Here is a 16,333-nt window from a genome sequence, read left to right on the forward strand (position 1 = left end):
GATGTGCTTATGCTTGCTGATAAGGGGAATTGAGAAGGTTAGATAAACATATCCTGTAAGAGTTTCTTTTTGAGAGTTTCTAGCTGAGAAATTTTTTCTTGGTATGAAGTAATGAGGTTATCGAGGTTAGAGAAATAGGCACCGATGGCTTGTTGTTCAACTACACTCGGAGGCAAAAAAATATTAGTTTCTAATATATTTTTATTGTATAGTCGTTTTATTGTTGTTCCCTCAATTCCAGACCATTTTATTATTCCATAATATTGCTTCAAATATGAGTTATCTAATTGCTGATCATGCTTTAACCATACAATATTTGAATCTTGATAATAAGCATCTTCACCATTGTATACAACCGTTCTGCCAATACTACCAGATGCAGATATGAGGATATCACCTATTTCAGGATAAGGATATTTTTCTTTATACTCTTTGAATTTTTCTTTTGTGATAAAAGAATCGGCAGTTCCTCCAAATGTTCCAATCTTGTAGAAAGGAATATCACCATAGTCGCTAGTTTCATCTTTAAAAATACGTTTATTCATAGCAACAGAGCCTAAACTACCTAATTTCTTTTCTTCCCACTCACCTTCAAATCCATCCAAACGAATCTCAGGAACGGTCTGTCCAGCTTTGGGAAACATCTTGGAGAGCATGGTCACCTTGAGAGATTGGTAGTTGGCAAGATTGTCCTTGTAGCTGGCCAGAAGGTCATCGAGGGTGCGGAAAAGAGAGCCAATAGCGGATTGTTCGTCTAGAGATGGAATAATAACATCCCATTCTTTCACCTCAGACATCGGTACCAAATTTACCATTGCTGATGCTGGGTTAGCTTTTGTTAGCTTGTTTTGCATTTCTGGTGATCTCATCCATTGTAAAAAGAATTCCTTATCAGTGTTTTTATTAACTCTTAATCTGATTAGAGCTTGATTAAACACACCTTTCTCAATTCCCTCAGGTACTAGTGAAATTTTTCCAATAGTACCAGCACCACTCATAATAAAGTCACCAGGTAACAATATAAATTTCTTTAGTTCATGATACTTTTCTTCTGAGATTCTATATCTAGTGTTAAAGTGATCATAAATCGCATTTTGCTGTTCATAGACTACATACTCGCTATTTTGAACAAATAATTCTTTTTTTAAAGCACTACCAAATGGACCACGTCTAATTCCCTCCGTTGGATCTAATAATTCTTTGAATTTTTTTGATTTCCATGACGAATCTTCATTGAATCTTGAAAAAATAATACTCGGAACATTTATTTGTTTTTTCATTCTAACCTCGTTATCTTACCTTCTGTATAATCAATTGATATTTCTGGAGAAACATTTGGAATAAAAACATTAATAGACAATTCTCCATCAGTAGAGATAGCTTGAATTTGAATACCAATTGGTATTTTATCAGTTGGCATTCTATAAATTAATTCTGATTTATACAAAATATTCGTTCCATTTCTTAAAGTATCTTCAAGTTTACTTTCAAAATAGAACTGGCTTTTAGTATTAAGACCTTGAGAATTCATGTTACTCCATGCTGTCTGGACAAATAAGATTCTTTTATTTTTATTTTTTATTCCTTTAACAAGCTCGTTAGATAATGAATGACCAATTATATGTCCTCTATGGAAATATTTTTTAACAAATAAATCTGAAGTAATACATTCCCAATTAATAGGGTCCTTTAATTTCTTTCTCTTCTTACTTCCTAAAGTATCTAAACTTTTTCTAGTTAGAAATGCTTCACAAATATAAGGACGTTCATTGAAATCTGTTGGTAATTCAAGCAACTCATGTTTTTTATTTTCAAATCCACTACAATTAATCAATGGAATTCCATACTCAGATGATTCACGATTAATTATAAAATAGTTTTCTTCAGAGATTTCATCAGCATATTCAACTGATTTACAATTTAACAAACTTTTCAATTCAGTTTCATCTGATACCCCTAGTAATCTGAATATTTCTTCTTTTTCCATAGTTTAGCTCCACAATTCTGTCAAAATAACATCATCACTATTCGGTCTAATTATTTTTTCTTTCTCTACCTTTACAAATACTGGAACTTGAATAGCATTACCAGTAATTATAACTTCTCCTTTACCTAAACTAGGAATTTTATTAAATGAAGTTTTATCTAACGTAGGCATAGTATTTACCAGCATACGTAAATCATTATCATTAACCAATCTATGGATGAAATAATTATGAACTTGTGAAAGAATAGTCGGTGAAATATCTGCTGGTCGTTGACTAGATAAAGTTAAATAGAAACCAAATTTTCGTCCTTCCTTAATAATTTCCTCAAAAATATTCAATCTGTAGTCCTGCCAAGTATCTCCTACAGAATGATTTTGAGCATTTAAAATATTATGTGCTTCATCAATAATCAAGTGACTAGTACATGTAACATCATCTCTATTTATATTCTCTTTCTGTTTATCATAAACCATTTTTGAAATAAGCATTGGAATTAGTCTGGTAATCTCCTGATTAGCATGTACAAGATTAATAATATTTAGACTGGAAAAATCTCCATCAATACTCTCTTTAACCTCAACAACTTTTTTCAAACTATTTAGAGCTGTATCAATTCTATGAAATAAAGGATTAATATGCTCAATGTTTGTTGATTTCCAAGCTGATTGATGTACTTTTTGAAAATCAAGATGAAACTTCAATTTGTCAATTTCTGGGAGTGCGTCAAATTTATTACATAAAGCTTCTTCAATTTCATTAATTCGTAGATAATGTATTTCGGAGTTTTCTATTGGAGTATTCGCATTAATTATATAGCAAGTATCACCGTTCCTCTTTGTAAAATAGGATTCATATGCAGAATTGTAATACAAATTACTTTTTAAGACAGTAAATAAATCACTGTTAATGTATTTCTCTGCAATCGATGTCCAATTATCTTTAGAATCCAAACTCGCAGAATTCCCAGTAGTTAAAATCTTTTTCAATGTTCCCACAACAAATCTTGCAATACTAGTACCATCAAATTTATTCTCCTCCCATATTTTAAGCGCTTTTCTCAAAAATGGCACTTGTGTAGCTATTGTTGCTCCAAATAGGATTGACAAAATATCAGGATCAAATAAATAATCTGAAGTGATTGGAATTTTATTATTGGTTTGATTTCTAGTATCTATATCAAACACCTTCTTATTTTCTGTGACATCAAAACTATCATCTTTTGTATATTCACCATTAAAATCAATAACATAGAATTTTGAAAGCTCTAAAATTTTTTCTCTATAGTCAGACCGAAATAATTCTAAAAATAATTTATGCAATGTATTAGATTTACCACTACCAGTATTCCCAAAAACACCAATATGAGAAGCAAAAATTTTATTAATCGATAATGGAACAACTTGACCCTCTAGGATTGACTTTCCAATAGAAATAGTTGGCTCAGATTTATTAATCCCATATATTAATTCTAAGTCTTTTTTTGAAGTAATACATACTTCATTTCCAATCATAGGTACATATTGACTTGTTACTTGGAATTCACCATTTTCAATAACACCTTTAGTTTTTAAATGAACGATTCGATTTATCGAATTTTTTGAAAAGCGATTATCAAATTCTGTACTTCTAATTGTATTTTGTTGATCAGCAACTTTTTCAGTAACAACAGAAGCAATAATTTTTACATTATTCTGCAAAATTGTCAAAAATGCACCAATTTTAGCTCCTTGTAACACATCACCATACCATAAATACTCCGCATCATTAGATAGTTGATACATTCCAACTTGAGAAATATCACCGTCAACCCCTACGATTACACCTAATTTTTTCACATCACGATTCATTTTACTTCTTCATCCTCGATGATAAATAACTCTGTCAAACTACTAATATCAAAATTTCCACTTGTATTCAAAATGTTCTTATTTTCAGATTCTAAAGCAGATGGTATCACTATCTGAAGATTCCTAGGAATATTATCAAGAGACAAATTCTTCTTAATGACCTCATAATCGCTATCTGAATAACAAAATATATAAGTCATTAATTCTGGATTCTTTAAGGACCTTCTTACCATCTTTGCAATATGATCATCTTGAAACGAGAATCCTACAACAATTAATACTGATTGAGGTTTATCTAACTCTAGTTGAAATACTCTTAACATATCATGAAAATGATTGTTAAGATATGTTTCCTGTCCTTCAAGTCCAGTAGGCCTAACAACTACTGGTTGATCGACAGTATACGGTCTTATTAAAATCTGATTATTTTCTCCTTTTTCCCAATTCATAGACCCGTGAGGCTTAATTAAAGAAATTGAAGGAAGCTCATTTAAATAATTTTCATTTAATCCTCTATACGCCACACTTTTATTATAATTAGAACTATCTAACACTTTATAGAAATAGCCATTGGAACCATCATTAAATATGAAGTTATCGTTTTTCATTAATAAATCCAAGGCTCTTTCAATAAATAAATCATAATTTGTGGTAAAAATATTAACACTCTTCGAAACCGTTCGGGAATTTGAAATGTAAAGCAATGTAATTACTTTTTCTAAGAACCTTACATATCGTTCTAATACAAAATCAATACTAATTTCAAAAGCAGTATAATTCTTTAGTTTAGTAAAATATTTCGCAGAATACAAAATTTGTTTATCCATTTTTTCAACAAAATACTTGATTCTATCATTATGATTAAAAGGTAAAAAAGAACTAACATCCAATATATGTTTTTCTAAATTTTTATTCGCTATATCTTTAGAGACACTTATACCATTCTCATCTTTAGTAAAGTAGCTCATTAAAGGAATTGCTGGATATGATACTCCAGAACCAATTAAAATATTCAAATTTTTTGTTAGAATATTTCTTTTAAATTGTTCAATATTAAAGTCCGACACTAATCTTTTCTCCTCCTCCTACCTCCCCACTCTTAGCGGTTCAATCACCTCTTCGATCAGTTGGGTATAGGCTTCTTTGATTTGTTTTTTGTAGCTGAGTGGGTTGAGGGCATCTGCTACTTCTGCTTTGTAGTCTTTGTAGCGTTGGCTCTTGGTCAGCTGGCTTTCTCCGGCTTGTTTTTTGGCGCCTTTGCGGTAGTGTTGGATATAGTAGCGGAGTTCGTCGGCTCCGATATACCAGTTTTTGGCGAAGCTTACGATATGGCTATCGATGACGGATTCGATCATCTGGTCCAAGACTCCGGTGATGGATTGTCCTCGGTAGCGTTCGGGCTCTTCTTGGACTTGGGTCCAGAGGTTTTGGATGATCTCCGCTAGGCTTGGATTGGTCCGGTTCAGGCTCTCGATATAGCTATCCACGGTTGCGATATCTTTGTCACTCAGGGTCTGCTCGTCATTCTCCTCCTGCTGGATCATACTCTGGATCAGCATCAGGATATAGGCATAGTTGATCTCATCGACTTGGACAGACTCTAGCTCATAGTGGATGTCTAGCTCATCTTGGCTGTCCACTTCTGGATCCCTGCTCTTGATCTCTGCCAGGATATTTTGATAGAGGCCTAGATAGGCTTCGAGCTGGTTGTCGCTGAGGCCGGTCTCCCGATAGATCTCTTCCTTATCGTACTCTGAGTAGACACGGATTGAGGCTTGGTACTTGTCAAAGACCTGATAGGCTTTAGCGACCTTGCGGAGCTGAGCTGTTGGAGCTTGCTCGAGGGCGACTCCTTCTTCTTCGAAGTCTGTGACTTGGCCTTTAAACTCTGCCCAGGCTTTTAAGAAGTTGCGCTTCTCTTCTTCCCAGCTAGGTGCCAGGACCTCATTTTCTCCTCCATTGGAGTAGAGTTTGAGGGCATTATCGACGGCTTCCTTAAAGGCTTGAGGACGTTGGAAGGTGATGATATGGCCGAAGTGCTTCTTGTCATCAAAAATCCGATTGGTCCGGCTAAAGGCCTGGATCAAGTCCTGTGGACGCATGGGCTTGCGATCGATAAAGAGTGTAGAAAGGCAAGGTGCATCAAAACCGGTCAAGAGACGGTCAACCACGATGACCAGATCCAACTGTTCATTGCGGTAGAGATACTTGTCCTGCTTTCTAGCCAAGCGATTATTGACATCGGTGTTAAAGCCCCGCAGATCCGCTAGGCTAAAATGCGTACCAAACTCTTGGTTGTAGTCCTCCATGACCTGCTTCATGTGGTCTTGGTAGCCGATGGATTCTTCCTCATTTTCAGACACCGAGTAAGTGATGGTGAATTTTGGAAAATCTGGCAAATGGCGTTTGACCCGCTCGGAGACCTTGACCCGCTCCTTGCCAGCGAGAATGCTCTTGAGCAGATTATAATAGGCCTGTGCCCGTGGGATAGACTTGACTGTCAAGATAGCCTCATAGCTCTTTCCGACTCCTTTAGGGATATTGAGCTGTTGCTGGCTCTTATTGAGGATGGCATCGAGAACTTCTAGCATGTGCTCCTTGTCCTCGTAGGCATGGTCTGGGATCTCTTCTTCTAGCAGGTCTGAGATGATGGTGTTGCGGTAGTCTACCTTAAAGCCCAAAACCGCTCCATCATGGATGGCTTCCTTGACCGTGTATTCATGTAGGCGATCACCATACTGTTGGTGGGTGGTCTGAGCCAGGTCTCCCACTTGTTTGCGTTTGTTTTCCTTGAAGATTGGAGTCCCTGTAAAGCCATACCAGAGAGAGTTCTTGAAGTAGGCCTTGATTTCCTTTTGCGTCTGTGGGGTGACCGCCCGGTGGCACTCATCCACGACAAAGGCCACGCGCAGGTCCTTGATCTTCCCAGCATCCCGCTGGTACTTCCCTTCTTCAAACTTGCGCATCATAGTCGTGATTTTCTGGATGGTCGTGACCACCACGCGCTTGTCATTGCCTCCTAAGCGCTTGACCAGTTCATGGGTATTGTCCGTCTCGTCGATATCGATGACATCATTGGCCGCATAAGAGAGGAAGGACGAAGTCGTCTGCTGGTCCAGGTCTCTGCGGTCGACGACAAAGATGGTCTTTTGTATAGCAGGAATCTGCAAGAGATTGCGCGCTACCTTGTAAGAGGTCAGGGTCTTTCCTGATCCGGTCGTATGCCAGATATAGCCCGACTCTTGGCGACGAGAGGCTTCCTGTACAGCCTCAATGGCATGGATCTGGTAGGGACGCAGGAGGATGAGGGCTTTCTTACTATCATCGATGACCGAGTACTGCATGACCATCTGGTGGGCCCGTGGGATCGAAAGAACCTCATGGGCAAAGCTGTTAAGATCGATCATGGGCTGGTTGTCCTTGTCCACCCACTTGGTCAGAAATTGCTTGTTTAACTTGCTTTCACGCGCTGCAGCGATATAGCGTGTATCGACCTTATTGGTAACGACAAACATCTGTAAGCTCGAGTAAATCCCCCGGAACTTGCCTTCACGGTCGTACTTCTTTATCTGGTGAAAGGCATCTAGAAAGGCCACTCGTGGACTCTTGAGTTCGATATGGATGAGGGGAAGTCCATTGATCAGAAGGGTCGTATCGAGCCGTCGATCCTGGTCTAGCGGATAGGCCTTGTCGCGTTCGACTTGGTTGACCACTTCATAGCTCGACTTACCAGCTGCGATATTGTCCCGCCAGATGACCGCGAGACGAATGGTGCCTAGACTAGCATCTTCTCGCTGGACTTCTACCTTGGCGATCCCATTTTCACCAGCAAGCCACTTGGCCGCTTCATAATAGCTGACAAAGTTGAGCTGGTTCTTGATCTGGCGCTTTTCTTGCTCGGTCAAGGGATGGTCCGCCAACAAGGCGACATTGTTTTGCGCGAGCTTGTCAAAGAAATTGTCCCATAACTGGTCTTCATTCTTGAGATCCTCGCGATAAGTCCACTGACTCTCTCCTGATGTCAACTGCTGGATCAACTGTCTTTCAATCTCAAGTTCTGGAGTTGCTACTGCCTTCATCCGTCTATCCTTTTCCTGTGCATAATCTCCTATTATTATAGCATGTTTGGGAAAGAAATTAACGCTTTCAAAGCATTTTGTTGGTTTTTCGCGCAAAAAAACGAACCTGGTCTGGTTCGTTTTTCTTAGTCAAGTTGGATTCCTTTTTCTGCTAGGTTCTCCAGGCATTCTTTCAGGTAACCCGCATGATGCTCGGGATAGATGGGGGTGCTCAAGGCTTCCTCTTCCAGTTCTGAATAAACTGGGCAGGTCTTGCCTCGGTAGGTCGATTCCCACCACTCTGGGCTGACCTTATAGCCACGAGCGGTCATCTCCTCCATGATCAGACGATGATAGGCATAGAGGCGATAGGGCGAGTAGTCAAAGACATAGTTGACCGTCGCGTGCTTCTTGCCCCAGCCATTACCTCGAAGGGCGCAACATTCCCGGTGTTGACCCAGGAGCTGGGGACGAGGGAGTTTGGGAATCAAGTCTTGGTGCCAGAGTCTCATCTATTGACCTCCTAGTAGCGTTGAATCTTGTAAGTAGCGATTCGGGTAGCGCTCAAGGAGAGTCTGGATTCCCTTGATCAGATCTTCTTGCTGGGCTTGGCCATGCTGGTATTTCTCAAGTAGTAGCATAAAGTCCGCCTTTTCCTCTGCAGTCGCCTGCTTTTTGAAATAGCCCCAGATATGCTGAAAGGCATTGGAGACCTGGCCACGATTTTCTGGCAAGGCCAGCGCTTGCTGGATCAGGTCCTCGACGTGGCTGACCTCCACCTGGTCTCGCTTGAGGTATTCCCGGATTTCCTTGTAAATATTGCTGGAATGACTCAGCACCAGGTATTTATTTTTCGCCCATAGGACTTGACAGTGATGTTTTTGCTCCACTTTTGTCTCCTTTTGATCTTCTCTATGAATAGTCCTCCCATTATACCATGGAAATGATTCATTCCATCAAAAAAAGGCTGGGACAAAAGTCCTGGCCTCTTAATTGTTTTTGAATTGTAGAGCAAGACGCAGTGGTTGAGCGGGCACTACTACGCTGATTTCATCAGCTTTTATAGCCCTACTCAACTGTGCAGAGGTGGGACGACGAAATCGAATTCTAACGAATTACCGATTTCTGTCCTACTCTCTCTTTCATTGATTACAAGGCTGTGATGGCTGTGATCAAACCAAAGATGATCCCTGGTGCATTGGCTGCAGCAAGTGGAATATCGCGTTCTTTTTTGAAGAGTCCGTAGTAAACCCAAAGGCTACAGTTGATGGCTGCGACAAGGGGTTGAACAAAGTTCCCTTTGTGACCTGCGAGGTTATCCATGATTTGTGGGAAGTAAGACACATACATCATAACAGACATAAAGGTCGCAACCCAACCAAGAATTTTCATTTGTTTTTCATTCATTTTGAAACTACCATTTCCTTTTCTTTTTTTAAAGTATGCACTATTCTACCTTTTGTCCTTTACAAATTCAAGTCTTTTTTTCAAATGTTACCGAACTGTAAAGTGTCACAATCTTGTGATTTTGCAGGAAGATGGATTTCTTTTCGAGAGAGTCTTCTCTCTAGTTGCTATTTTTTTGACACATTGTCTAATTTTGTGCGAATGTAATCATTTTCATCTTGCATAGCATGCAAATTAATTGCATTTTCTTCCTACTTATGCTATTTTGATACACAGAGGTAAAATTTTATGAATAAACAAAAAATCAACCAAATCGTTGGCTCGATCGGTGCCTTTATTGGGATTATCGTTTTCATTGCCTACATCCCACAAATTATTGCTAATTTACAGGGAAACAAGGCCCAACCTTTCCAACCCTTGTCAGCTGCTATTTCTTGCTTGATCTGGGTCATTTATGGTTGGACAAAGGAACCTAAAAAAGACTGGATTTTGATCATTCCGAATTCGGCAGGTGTCATCCTAGGAGGATTGACTTTCCTTACATCACTTTAATAGAAAGCGAACAAAGACTGAACTCGACTGGTTCAGTCTTTTTTATATCCCTTTGAAAAGCAAAAACAATCGCTGTCGATTTTCGCACAAAAGCCCGCCATGAGCGAGCTTAAAAAGTTGACAATTTTTACTTTGAATAACCTAATCTGGACTATTGTGCAAAAATATCCAAATGATTTCTAATTATTATTTAGAGTATATTGAAACTTTCCGCTGTGAGAAAAGTGCCTGAAATAATCATGTTTCAGGCACTCGGAAATATTGAGACCTTAGGCTCAATAATTAGTCATGGAACTTCTTCGAAGTTCGCTGACGTCCGTACTCACCTAAGGAAAGTTTCTAATTTGATTCGAGCTTCTCTCTCCTTATATCTGCACAATCTTACGATAGCTCCGAGAGGTGATCCAAAAGACGATCAAGTAGGTGATGAGAAAGACAGCACAGACACTGAGGGTCACGACGAGGACTTGGCCACTATTGATGACACCGAGCACTTTGAGAATGAGGCGGATCATATGGTAGGCAAAGGCCAGGTGGACAAAGGCAAAGATAAGAGGGAGGAAGAAGACGGTCCGCACTTGACGGTTGATGGTCCGTTTGACCTCGTGTTCATCAAGCCCCACCTGTTGGAGGATGACGAAGCGATCACGGTCTTCATAGCCTTCTGAGATTTGCTTGTAGTAAATGACGATGACCGTTCCGACCATAAAGATCAGTGACAAGAAAATCCCGATAAAGAAGATGCCACCAAAGAGGCTATTCAACTCTGCCACATCATTGGCTCGGTTACCTCCATAGATAAATGTTCCTTGACCCTGTTGGCTGCTCAATTCATCGATCATCTTGTCATAACTAGCTGCTAGCTTGAGCTGCTGGTCTTCATCGACATTGACATTGAAACCACCGTAGATATTGGTATTGATGGCAAGATTTGGAAACTGGGCGACAAAGGCTGAGAGGTCAGGCACGATCAGGTAGTTGAAATCCTCCGTCAGCATATTAAACTGATTGGGCACGTGATCGGTGATAAAATCCTTGCTCACTTCTTCCTTGACTTGGAAGTCATGCCCGTTGATAGTAAACTGCTTTTGCCCTGTCAGAGCCTTGTTATGAGCAAAGAGGATGACTTGGTTGCCGGTCAGATCGACCTTTTCTCCGGTCATTTGTTCATAGCTAGCTGCATCAAAGACCATAAAGACAGTTTTGGGAGTGACGTTGCGCTCATCAGCTGGATAGACGGTGAAAGCCGTGCCATTTTGTGATTTAACTCCAAAGTTGGCATAGGTCATCAGGTCACGATTTTTGATCTCAAGATGATGCTCAGAGGCAAATTCATCAAATTTCTGGTTGATTTGCTCTAGGTCTACCCCTTTTCCTTGGACAGAGAAATCATGAGGAGACATGATCTTCTTGATCGTTTCACCACCGATATAGATGTTGGTCGCAGCAGAAATGGTTACCAATACCATGGTCGAGAGGATGGCAATGGTCGCAAGGCCCACTGCATTCTTCTTCATGCGATAGATGAGGTTAGAGACCGAGATCATGTTGTTGGGTTGGTAATAATAGTTCTTCTTTTTCTTAAGCAGATGCAAGAAGACGGTGATCCCCGCATTAAAGAGCAGGTAGGTCCCGATCATGACCAAGATAACGGCTAAAAAGAAGGTCACAAGCGCAATGATAGGGTCTTTGACAGACACAGCTAGGTAGTAGCCAAAACCGAGAGAGGCTAAGCCAAGGATGGTTTGGGGCCACAAGAAGCGGGCTTTCTTTTCACCACTAGCCTTCTCACGCGTCAACTGCAGGGCATTCAAACGGAGAATGCGCCAAGCATTGAGAAGAACCAAAAGACCAAAGGTGAGACCAAAGGTGACAAAGACCAGGACGACAATCCCAGGTTGGAAGGTAGATACCAGCTGGACCTTCATCTTCATGAGTTTCAAGAGGAAGGCAAAGATCAGCTTGTCAAAGAGAGCTCCGATCAAGACTCCGGCTGAGATGGTTAGAAAGCCAAAAAGCAAGAGTTCCTTGAAAATCATGCTGATGAGATGGCGTTTCTCAAGGCCCAGCATGCTGTAGATGCCCAGCTCCTTGGAGCGGTTTTTCATGACGAAGCTATTGGCATAAAGCACGATGATGGCCCCCGCGACATTGACCACGAAGAATCCCAAGCTGAGGGTGAACACTATAGAAGAGCCCCCTCGAAGCTCGGAAATGCGAGGATTAAAGGTCAGGGAGTCAAAGAGATAGGCGATGGTCACTGCGAGAATGACTGCAATCGCAAAGGGATAATAGAGCTTGCGGTTCTTGATGAGATTGGAGCAAGCTAATTTAGTGGTTAATCGTAACATCTACTCCACCTCACTTGCCATGACCGTCAAGGTATCCGAGATTTCTTGGAACATCTGACGCTCTGTCTTTTCCCCGCGGAAGATCTGGTTGTAGAGAATTCCGTCTTTGATAAAGAGCACGCGCTTGGCCCGAGCAGCCGCTGCAGTTGAGTGGGTCACCATGAGGATGGTTTGGCCCATGCTATTAATATCTTCAAAGACATCTAGCAAAGCAGCTGATGACTTGGAATCCAGCGCCCCTGTTGGCTCATCAGCAAGGAGAATTTCAGGTGAGGTGATGATGGCCCGTGCTACAGCCACCCGTTGTTTTTGCCCACCAGAGATTTCGTAAGGATATTTTTCAAGGAGCTGGTGAATACCCAATTCTCGACTGACGCTATCCACCTTGCTCATCATTTCCTTGACCGGTCTGCGAGAAAGGACCAAAGGTAAGAGGATATTGTCCTTGACAGACAAGGTGTCGAGCAGGTTGAAATCTTGAAACACGAAGCCTAGTTTTTCCCGACGAAAGCTCGAGGCATCCTTGTTCTTGATGGTCGAGGTATCGGTACCGTTGAGGTAGACCCGTCCTTCGGTCGGCTGGTCCAGCATGGCTAGGATATTGAGGAGGGTCGATTTCCCGGACCCTGATTCCCCCATGATGGCGACGTATTCACCCTTTTCCACGGTGAAGTGAATGTCCTTTAGGGCTTCGACCTGCGTCCCTTGAAAGCGGGTTTTGTAGATTTTTTTGATGTGTTGAACGTCTAGCAATGACATACTTTTCTCCTTTTACTAGTAGATCAAGAAAAATTCTTGGGTTTGTTGCAGGACTTGGAGACCAAATTCCGTCTTTTCAAGATCGGTTTGGTTACAGGGTTTCTCAGTCTTTTTGAGTTGTTTCATCCATTTCAAGAGTTTCATTTTCTTGACCTCCTTCATTTGATGAGACTATTGTATAAAAAATAAAAGGCGGCTACCATAACCTAACCTTTCATTTTACCGTTTATTTCTTACATTTTTGTAAGATGGGGAAATCTTAATCCATGACCAACTTCTTCTCTTCAAAGCGAATGGCAACGGTCGTGCCTTGACCGACCTCTGAATGGAGGGTGATCCTGTGACCCAATTGCTCTGCGATTTTCTTAGACAGATAGAGCCCTAGCCCTGAGGATTGCTGGGTCAGGTGGCCATTATAGCCGGAGAAGCCCCTCTCAAAGACGCGAAGGACATCGCTATTTTTGATCCCAATCCCGCTATCTTTTATATAGAGAGTCTGGTCTTTGAAATAGATCTCAATCCCACCTGTGCTGGTGTACTTGAGGCTATTGGACAAGAGCTGCTCGATAATGACCAGGAGCCACTTACGATCGGTGATGACCTCCTGCTCCAAATCATGCAGGTCCACGGTCAAATTCTTTTGGATAAAAAAGAGGGCATACTTGCGGACTACTTCTTTGACCAAATCTTCTACCGACACGCGCTTTAAGACCAGATCATCATGAAAGCTCTCCAGTCGCAGGTACTGCAAAACCAGATTGGCATAGGAGTCAATCTTAAAGAGCTCCTGCTCCATCTGCTGCTTGACAATGGGCATCTCGACATCTTGCACCAAGAGCTGACTAGCCGCAATGGGCGTCTTAATCTGGTGAACCCAGAGGGTATAGTAATCCATCAGGTCATTGAACTTGGCCTGGGCTGTCTTCCCTTCCTCCAAGCGCGCCTGCTGTTCTTCCGTGTATTTTTCATAAAGGAGGTGTTCCAGTGGTGAGGCAACCTCTATTTCCTCATAAAGTGCGGCTTTGCGGTAGTCCCGAAAGGTCATGGCGAAATCCCAGATCAAGACACAGAAGGCAAAAAAGCCTAGCACTAGGGTCGCATAGAGGAAAACCGTCCCTGTCTCTGGAAAGAGATAGGCAAAGACCAAATCGACGATCAAAAAGATGACCGATAGATAGAGTAGGCGCCTGCGGGATACCACATATTGCCAGAAGATCGTTCCAAATTTATTCATGGGTCAACCCGTAACCGATGCCTTTCTTGGTTTCGATGAAGTTTGACAAGCCAGCCTCCTCTAGTTTCTTGCGAAGGCGGGCCACATTGACAGACAAGGTATTGTCATCAATAAAGAAGTCGCTATTCCAGAGCTCCTTCATCATGTCATCGCGCGCCACGATACTGCCTGCATGCTCAAACAGGACACGCAGGATCTGAAATTCATTCTTGGTCAGCTTGATGACTTCCCCTTCATACACCAAGTCTGTGGACTTGAGATTGAGGATGGCTCCCCGATGCTCCAGCAGATTTTGATCTGTCCCAAATTCGTAGGAGCGGCGCAAGAGACCTTGGACCTTGGCAAGGAGGACATTTTGATCAAAGGGCTTGGTGACAAAGTCGTCTCCACCCATATTGATGGCCATGACAATATCCATGGCTTGATCCCGTGAAGAAAGAAACATGATCGGAACCTTTGAAACCTTGCGAATCTCTTGGCACCAGTGGTAACCATTGTAGAGAGGTAGGCCAATATCCATGAGGATCAAGTGAGGGTCACTTTCAACAAAGATCCCGAGGACATCCATAAAATCCTCTACTGCGACCACTTCATAGCCCCATTGTTCCAATAATTGTTTGACCTGTTGGCGGATAATTTCATCGTCTTCCACTAAGAGAATTTTATGCATGGCTTTCTTTCCTTCTTTTTTTCTTCTTCCTATTATAACAGATTAAGAGGCAGAGAAAAAGGCTGTTTCAGAGGGAAATAAGATCTCACTCCTACTGTCTTGATGGAAGGCGCTTTTTCTCCATCCATTTTTGTGCTATACTGAGAGAAAGAAGACACGGGAGGCACAGATGTCGACGATTTTTGATTACCTAAAAGAAGTGACTTACGATTCCATATACGACCGCCCCTTCAAGGAGCTGGATGTCCTCGCATTGACAGAGCTGACCTATCTGCCCTTTGGACACATTGTGCCTCAAGGAGATACAACAGGGATTCCAGTGCGCCTGTCTGATGCGATGGAACTGATCGATCGGACTACCGATTTTATCGTGAGTAACCAGCACCTGCAATTAGTCGATGACTTGGCTACTTCAAAGCGCTTTAAGAACATCAAACTCCTCAACTATGTCGATGAATACGATCCCGATGTGCAAAAACAGTTTGCGGCCATGACCTATCGGCTTAGTCTGGATACGTATTTGGTCGTTTTCAGAGGAACGGATGACACCTTGATCGGCTGGAAGGAAGACTTCCACATGACCTATATGGACCATGTACCAGCTCAGAAGCGCGCAGCCTGCTACCTGCAACATGTCATGAAGGAATTTCCAAAAGGACGTTTCTTAGTAGCCGGTCACTCCAAAGGGGGCAACCTTGCGACCTATGCCTGCTCGTATCTACCTGATTCCTTATTTGAACGGGTAGACGTGATCTACAGCTACGATGCTCCTGGCCTCAACAAGGCCATCATCGAAACCGAAGGCTACCAGCGCACGTCTCCAAACATTCGTCGCTTTGTCCCTCAGGGATCCATCGTTGGCATGATGTTGGAAGTGCCAGAACCGACGACCATTGTCAAAAGTCACGCCTTTGGTGGCTTTGCCCAGCATGACGCCTTCACTTGGGAAATCAAGGACTACAGCTTTGTGACCGTTTCTGAAACCAGTCCAGATAGCCAGCAGACCGACCTGACCTTGAAGCAATGGGTTCGCGAAACATCGGCAGAGGAGCGCAAGAAGTTTTTTGACACCTTTTTTGGCATTTTTCTGGATGCCGGCATCACTTCCATCAATGATCTAACCGATCTCAAACAGCTAGCTAAGGCCAAAGAAATCCTCCAAAATGCCCAGGATCTGGATCCAACCGAACGGGAAATGCTGGAACGCTTAGCCAAGCAGCTCATCGACACTCGCTTTCAAGCTTGGAAAAAATGGCAAACGGTCCCCCGCATCCTGGTTCAAATGGCCGCATTTTTCAAGCGAAAAAAAGCAGTCGAGACTTCCTCACCACTGCTTCTTGAGCACAAGGAGTGAGGCTCAACTACTGACTTCTTCTATTCACTAAAACGCAAAAAGAGGCTGGGACAAAAGTCCTAGCCTCTCAATTATTTTTGGATTGTCGAGCAAGACGCAGTGGTTGAGTGGGC

At 42.0% G+C, this 16,333-nt stretch carries 15 protein-coding genes; 2 read left to right on the forward strand and 13 right to left on the reverse strand.

Annotated features, from left to right (window positions below; genetic code table 11):
* Positions 1-38: 38 nt before the first annotated feature.
* From M1G14_RS06175 to M1G14_RS06210, 8 genes are all read right to left on the reverse strand, one after another.
* Positions 39-1,280, reverse strand: coding sequence for a restriction endonuclease subunit S (locus M1G14_RS06175; RefSeq protein ID WP_049522710.1), 1,242 nt, complete (start codon positions 1,278-1,280; stop codon positions 39-41).
* Positions 1,277-1,987, reverse strand: a complete 711-nt coding sequence (locus tag M1G14_RS06180; RefSeq protein ID WP_049522711.1) for a hypothetical protein — start codon at positions 1,985-1,987, stop codon at positions 1,277-1,279. Before M1G14_RS06180 ends, M1G14_RS06175 begins: the two co-directional genes overlap by 4 nt.
* A 3-nt stretch (positions 1,988-1,990) precedes the next feature.
* Positions 1,991-3,835, reverse strand: a complete 1,845-nt coding sequence (locus M1G14_RS06185; protein WP_049522712.1) for an ATP-binding protein — start codon at positions 3,833-3,835, stop codon at positions 1,991-1,993.
* A complete protein-coding gene (locus tag M1G14_RS06190) occupies positions 3,832-4,902 on the reverse strand; it encodes an SIR2 family protein (protein WP_049522713.1) in 1,071 nt (356 codons plus the stop codon). The genes M1G14_RS06185 and M1G14_RS06190 overlap by 4 nt, the downstream gene beginning before the upstream one ends.
* Positions 4,903-4,920: 18 nt before the next feature.
* Positions 4,921-7,914 carry a type I restriction endonuclease subunit R gene (locus tag M1G14_RS06195; RefSeq protein WP_049522714.1) on the reverse strand — a complete coding sequence of 998 codons (2,994 nt, stop codon included), beginning with the start codon at positions 7,912-7,914 and terminating at the stop codon, positions 4,921-4,923.
* A gap of 125 nt (positions 7,915-8,039) precedes the next feature.
* Positions 8,040-8,405, reverse strand: a complete 366-nt coding sequence (locus M1G14_RS06200; RefSeq protein WP_049522715.1) for a TIGR02328 family protein — start codon at positions 8,403-8,405, stop codon at positions 8,040-8,042.
* A complete protein-coding gene (locus tag M1G14_RS06205; RefSeq protein WP_049522716.1) occupies positions 8,406-8,783 on the reverse strand; it encodes a YbgA family protein in 378 nt (125 codons plus the stop codon).
* Between the two features lie 259 nt (positions 8,784-9,042).
* Complete coding sequence (locus M1G14_RS06210; protein WP_003006102.1) at positions 9,043-9,300, reverse strand: SemiSWEET family transporter; 258 nt, start codon at positions 9,298-9,300, stop codon at positions 9,043-9,045.
* A 288-nt stretch (positions 9,301-9,588) separates the two neighbouring features.
* Between M1G14_RS06210 and M1G14_RS06215 the strand changes: the two genes are divergently transcribed.
* Positions 9,589-9,852, forward strand: a complete 264-nt coding sequence (locus tag M1G14_RS06215) for a SemiSWEET family transporter (protein ID WP_003012241.1) — start codon at positions 9,589-9,591, stop codon at positions 9,850-9,852.
* Positions 9,853-10,217: 365 nt separating this feature from the next.
* Here M1G14_RS06215 and M1G14_RS06220 read toward each other — a convergent pair whose 3' ends face one another.
* The 5 genes from M1G14_RS06220 to M1G14_RS06235 form a co-directional block, all read right to left on the reverse strand.
* On the reverse strand, positions 10,218-12,203 hold the full coding sequence (locus M1G14_RS06220; RefSeq protein WP_049523129.1) for an FtsX-like permease family protein: 1,986 nt from the start codon (positions 12,201-12,203) through the stop codon (positions 10,218-10,220).
* Complete coding sequence (locus tag M1G14_RS06225) at positions 12,204-12,962, reverse strand: ABC transporter ATP-binding protein (protein ID WP_004219620.1); 759 nt, start codon at positions 12,960-12,962, stop codon at positions 12,204-12,206.
* A 15-nt stretch (positions 12,963-12,977) separates the two neighbouring features.
* Complete coding sequence (locus M1G14_RS10930) at positions 12,978-13,106, reverse strand: hypothetical protein (protein ID WP_256263225.1); 129 nt, start codon at positions 13,104-13,106, stop codon at positions 12,978-12,980.
* A gap of 115 nt (positions 13,107-13,221) precedes the next feature.
* Positions 13,222-14,196, reverse strand: coding sequence for a sensor histidine kinase (locus tag M1G14_RS06230; protein WP_049522845.1), 975 nt, complete (start codon positions 14,194-14,196; stop codon positions 13,222-13,224).
* On the reverse strand, positions 14,189-14,866 hold the full coding sequence (locus M1G14_RS06235; protein ID WP_003006080.1) for a response regulator transcription factor: 678 nt from the start codon (positions 14,864-14,866) through the stop codon (positions 14,189-14,191). The genes M1G14_RS06230 and M1G14_RS06235 overlap by 8 nt, the downstream gene beginning before the upstream one ends.
* A gap of 169 nt (positions 14,867-15,035) precedes the next feature.
* Between M1G14_RS06235 and M1G14_RS06240 the strand changes: the two genes are divergently transcribed.
* The gene (locus tag M1G14_RS06240; RefSeq protein WP_049522846.1) at positions 15,036-16,220 is read left to right on the forward strand and encodes a DUF2974 domain-containing protein; all 1,185 of its coding nucleotides are present in this window, start codon (positions 15,036-15,038) and stop codon (positions 16,218-16,220) included.
* Positions 16,221-16,333: the final 113 nt, after the last annotated feature.

The organism is Streptococcus parasanguinis, assembly GCF_023109675.1.
GTDB lineage: Bacteria > Bacillota > Bacilli > Lactobacillales > Streptococcaceae > Streptococcus > Streptococcus parasanguinis_I.

What these genes read in the sequence shown, in the direction of transcription:
- M1G14_RS06175 (WP_049522710.1), bottom strand. Translation starts at nt 1,280, where the DNA reads ATGAAAAAACAAATAAATGTTCCGAGTATTATTTTTTCAAGATTCAAT.
- M1G14_RS06180 (WP_049522711.1), bottom strand. Translation starts at nt 1,987, where the DNA reads ATGGAAAAAGAAGAAATATTCAGATTACTAGGGGTATCAGATGAAACT.
- M1G14_RS06185 (WP_049522712.1), bottom strand. Translation starts at nt 3,835, where the DNA reads ATGAATCGTGATGTGAAAAAATTAGGTGTAATCGTAGGGGTTGACGGT.
- M1G14_RS06195 (WP_049522714.1), bottom strand. Translation starts at nt 7,914, where the DNA reads ATGAAGGCAGTAGCAACTCCAGAACTTGAGATTGAAAGACAGTTGATC.
- M1G14_RS06200 (WP_049522715.1), bottom strand. Translation starts at nt 8,405, where the DNA reads ATGAGACTCTGGCACCAAGACTTGATTCCCAAACTCCCTCGTCCCCAG.
- M1G14_RS06210 (WP_003006102.1), bottom strand. Translation starts at nt 9,300, where the DNA reads ATGAATGAAAAACAAATGAAAATTCTTGGTTGGGTTGCGACCTTTATG.
- M1G14_RS06215 (WP_003012241.1), top strand. Translation starts at nt 9,589, where the DNA reads ATGAATAAACAAAAAATCAACCAAATCGTTGGCTCGATCGGTGCCTTT.
- M1G14_RS06220 (WP_049523129.1), bottom strand. Translation starts at nt 12,203, where the DNA reads ATGTTACGATTAACCACTAAATTAGCTTGCTCCAATCTCATCAAGAAC.
- M1G14_RS06225 (WP_004219620.1), bottom strand. Translation starts at nt 12,962, where the DNA reads ATGTCATTGCTAGACGTTCAACACATCAAAAAAATCTACAAAACCCGC.
- M1G14_RS10930 (WP_256263225.1), bottom strand. Translation starts at nt 13,106, where the DNA reads ATGAAACTCTTGAAATGGATGAAACAACTCAAAAAGACTGAGAAACCC.
- M1G14_RS06230 (WP_049522845.1), bottom strand. Translation starts at nt 14,196, where the DNA reads ATGAATAAATTTGGAACGATCTTCTGGCAATATGTGGTATCCCGCAGG.
- M1G14_RS06235 (WP_003006080.1), bottom strand. Translation starts at nt 14,866, where the DNA reads ATGCATAAAATTCTCTTAGTGGAAGACGATGAAATTATCCGCCAACAG.
- M1G14_RS06240 (WP_049522846.1), top strand. Translation starts at nt 15,036, where the DNA reads ATGTCGACGATTTTTGATTACCTAAAAGAAGTGACTTACGATTCCATA.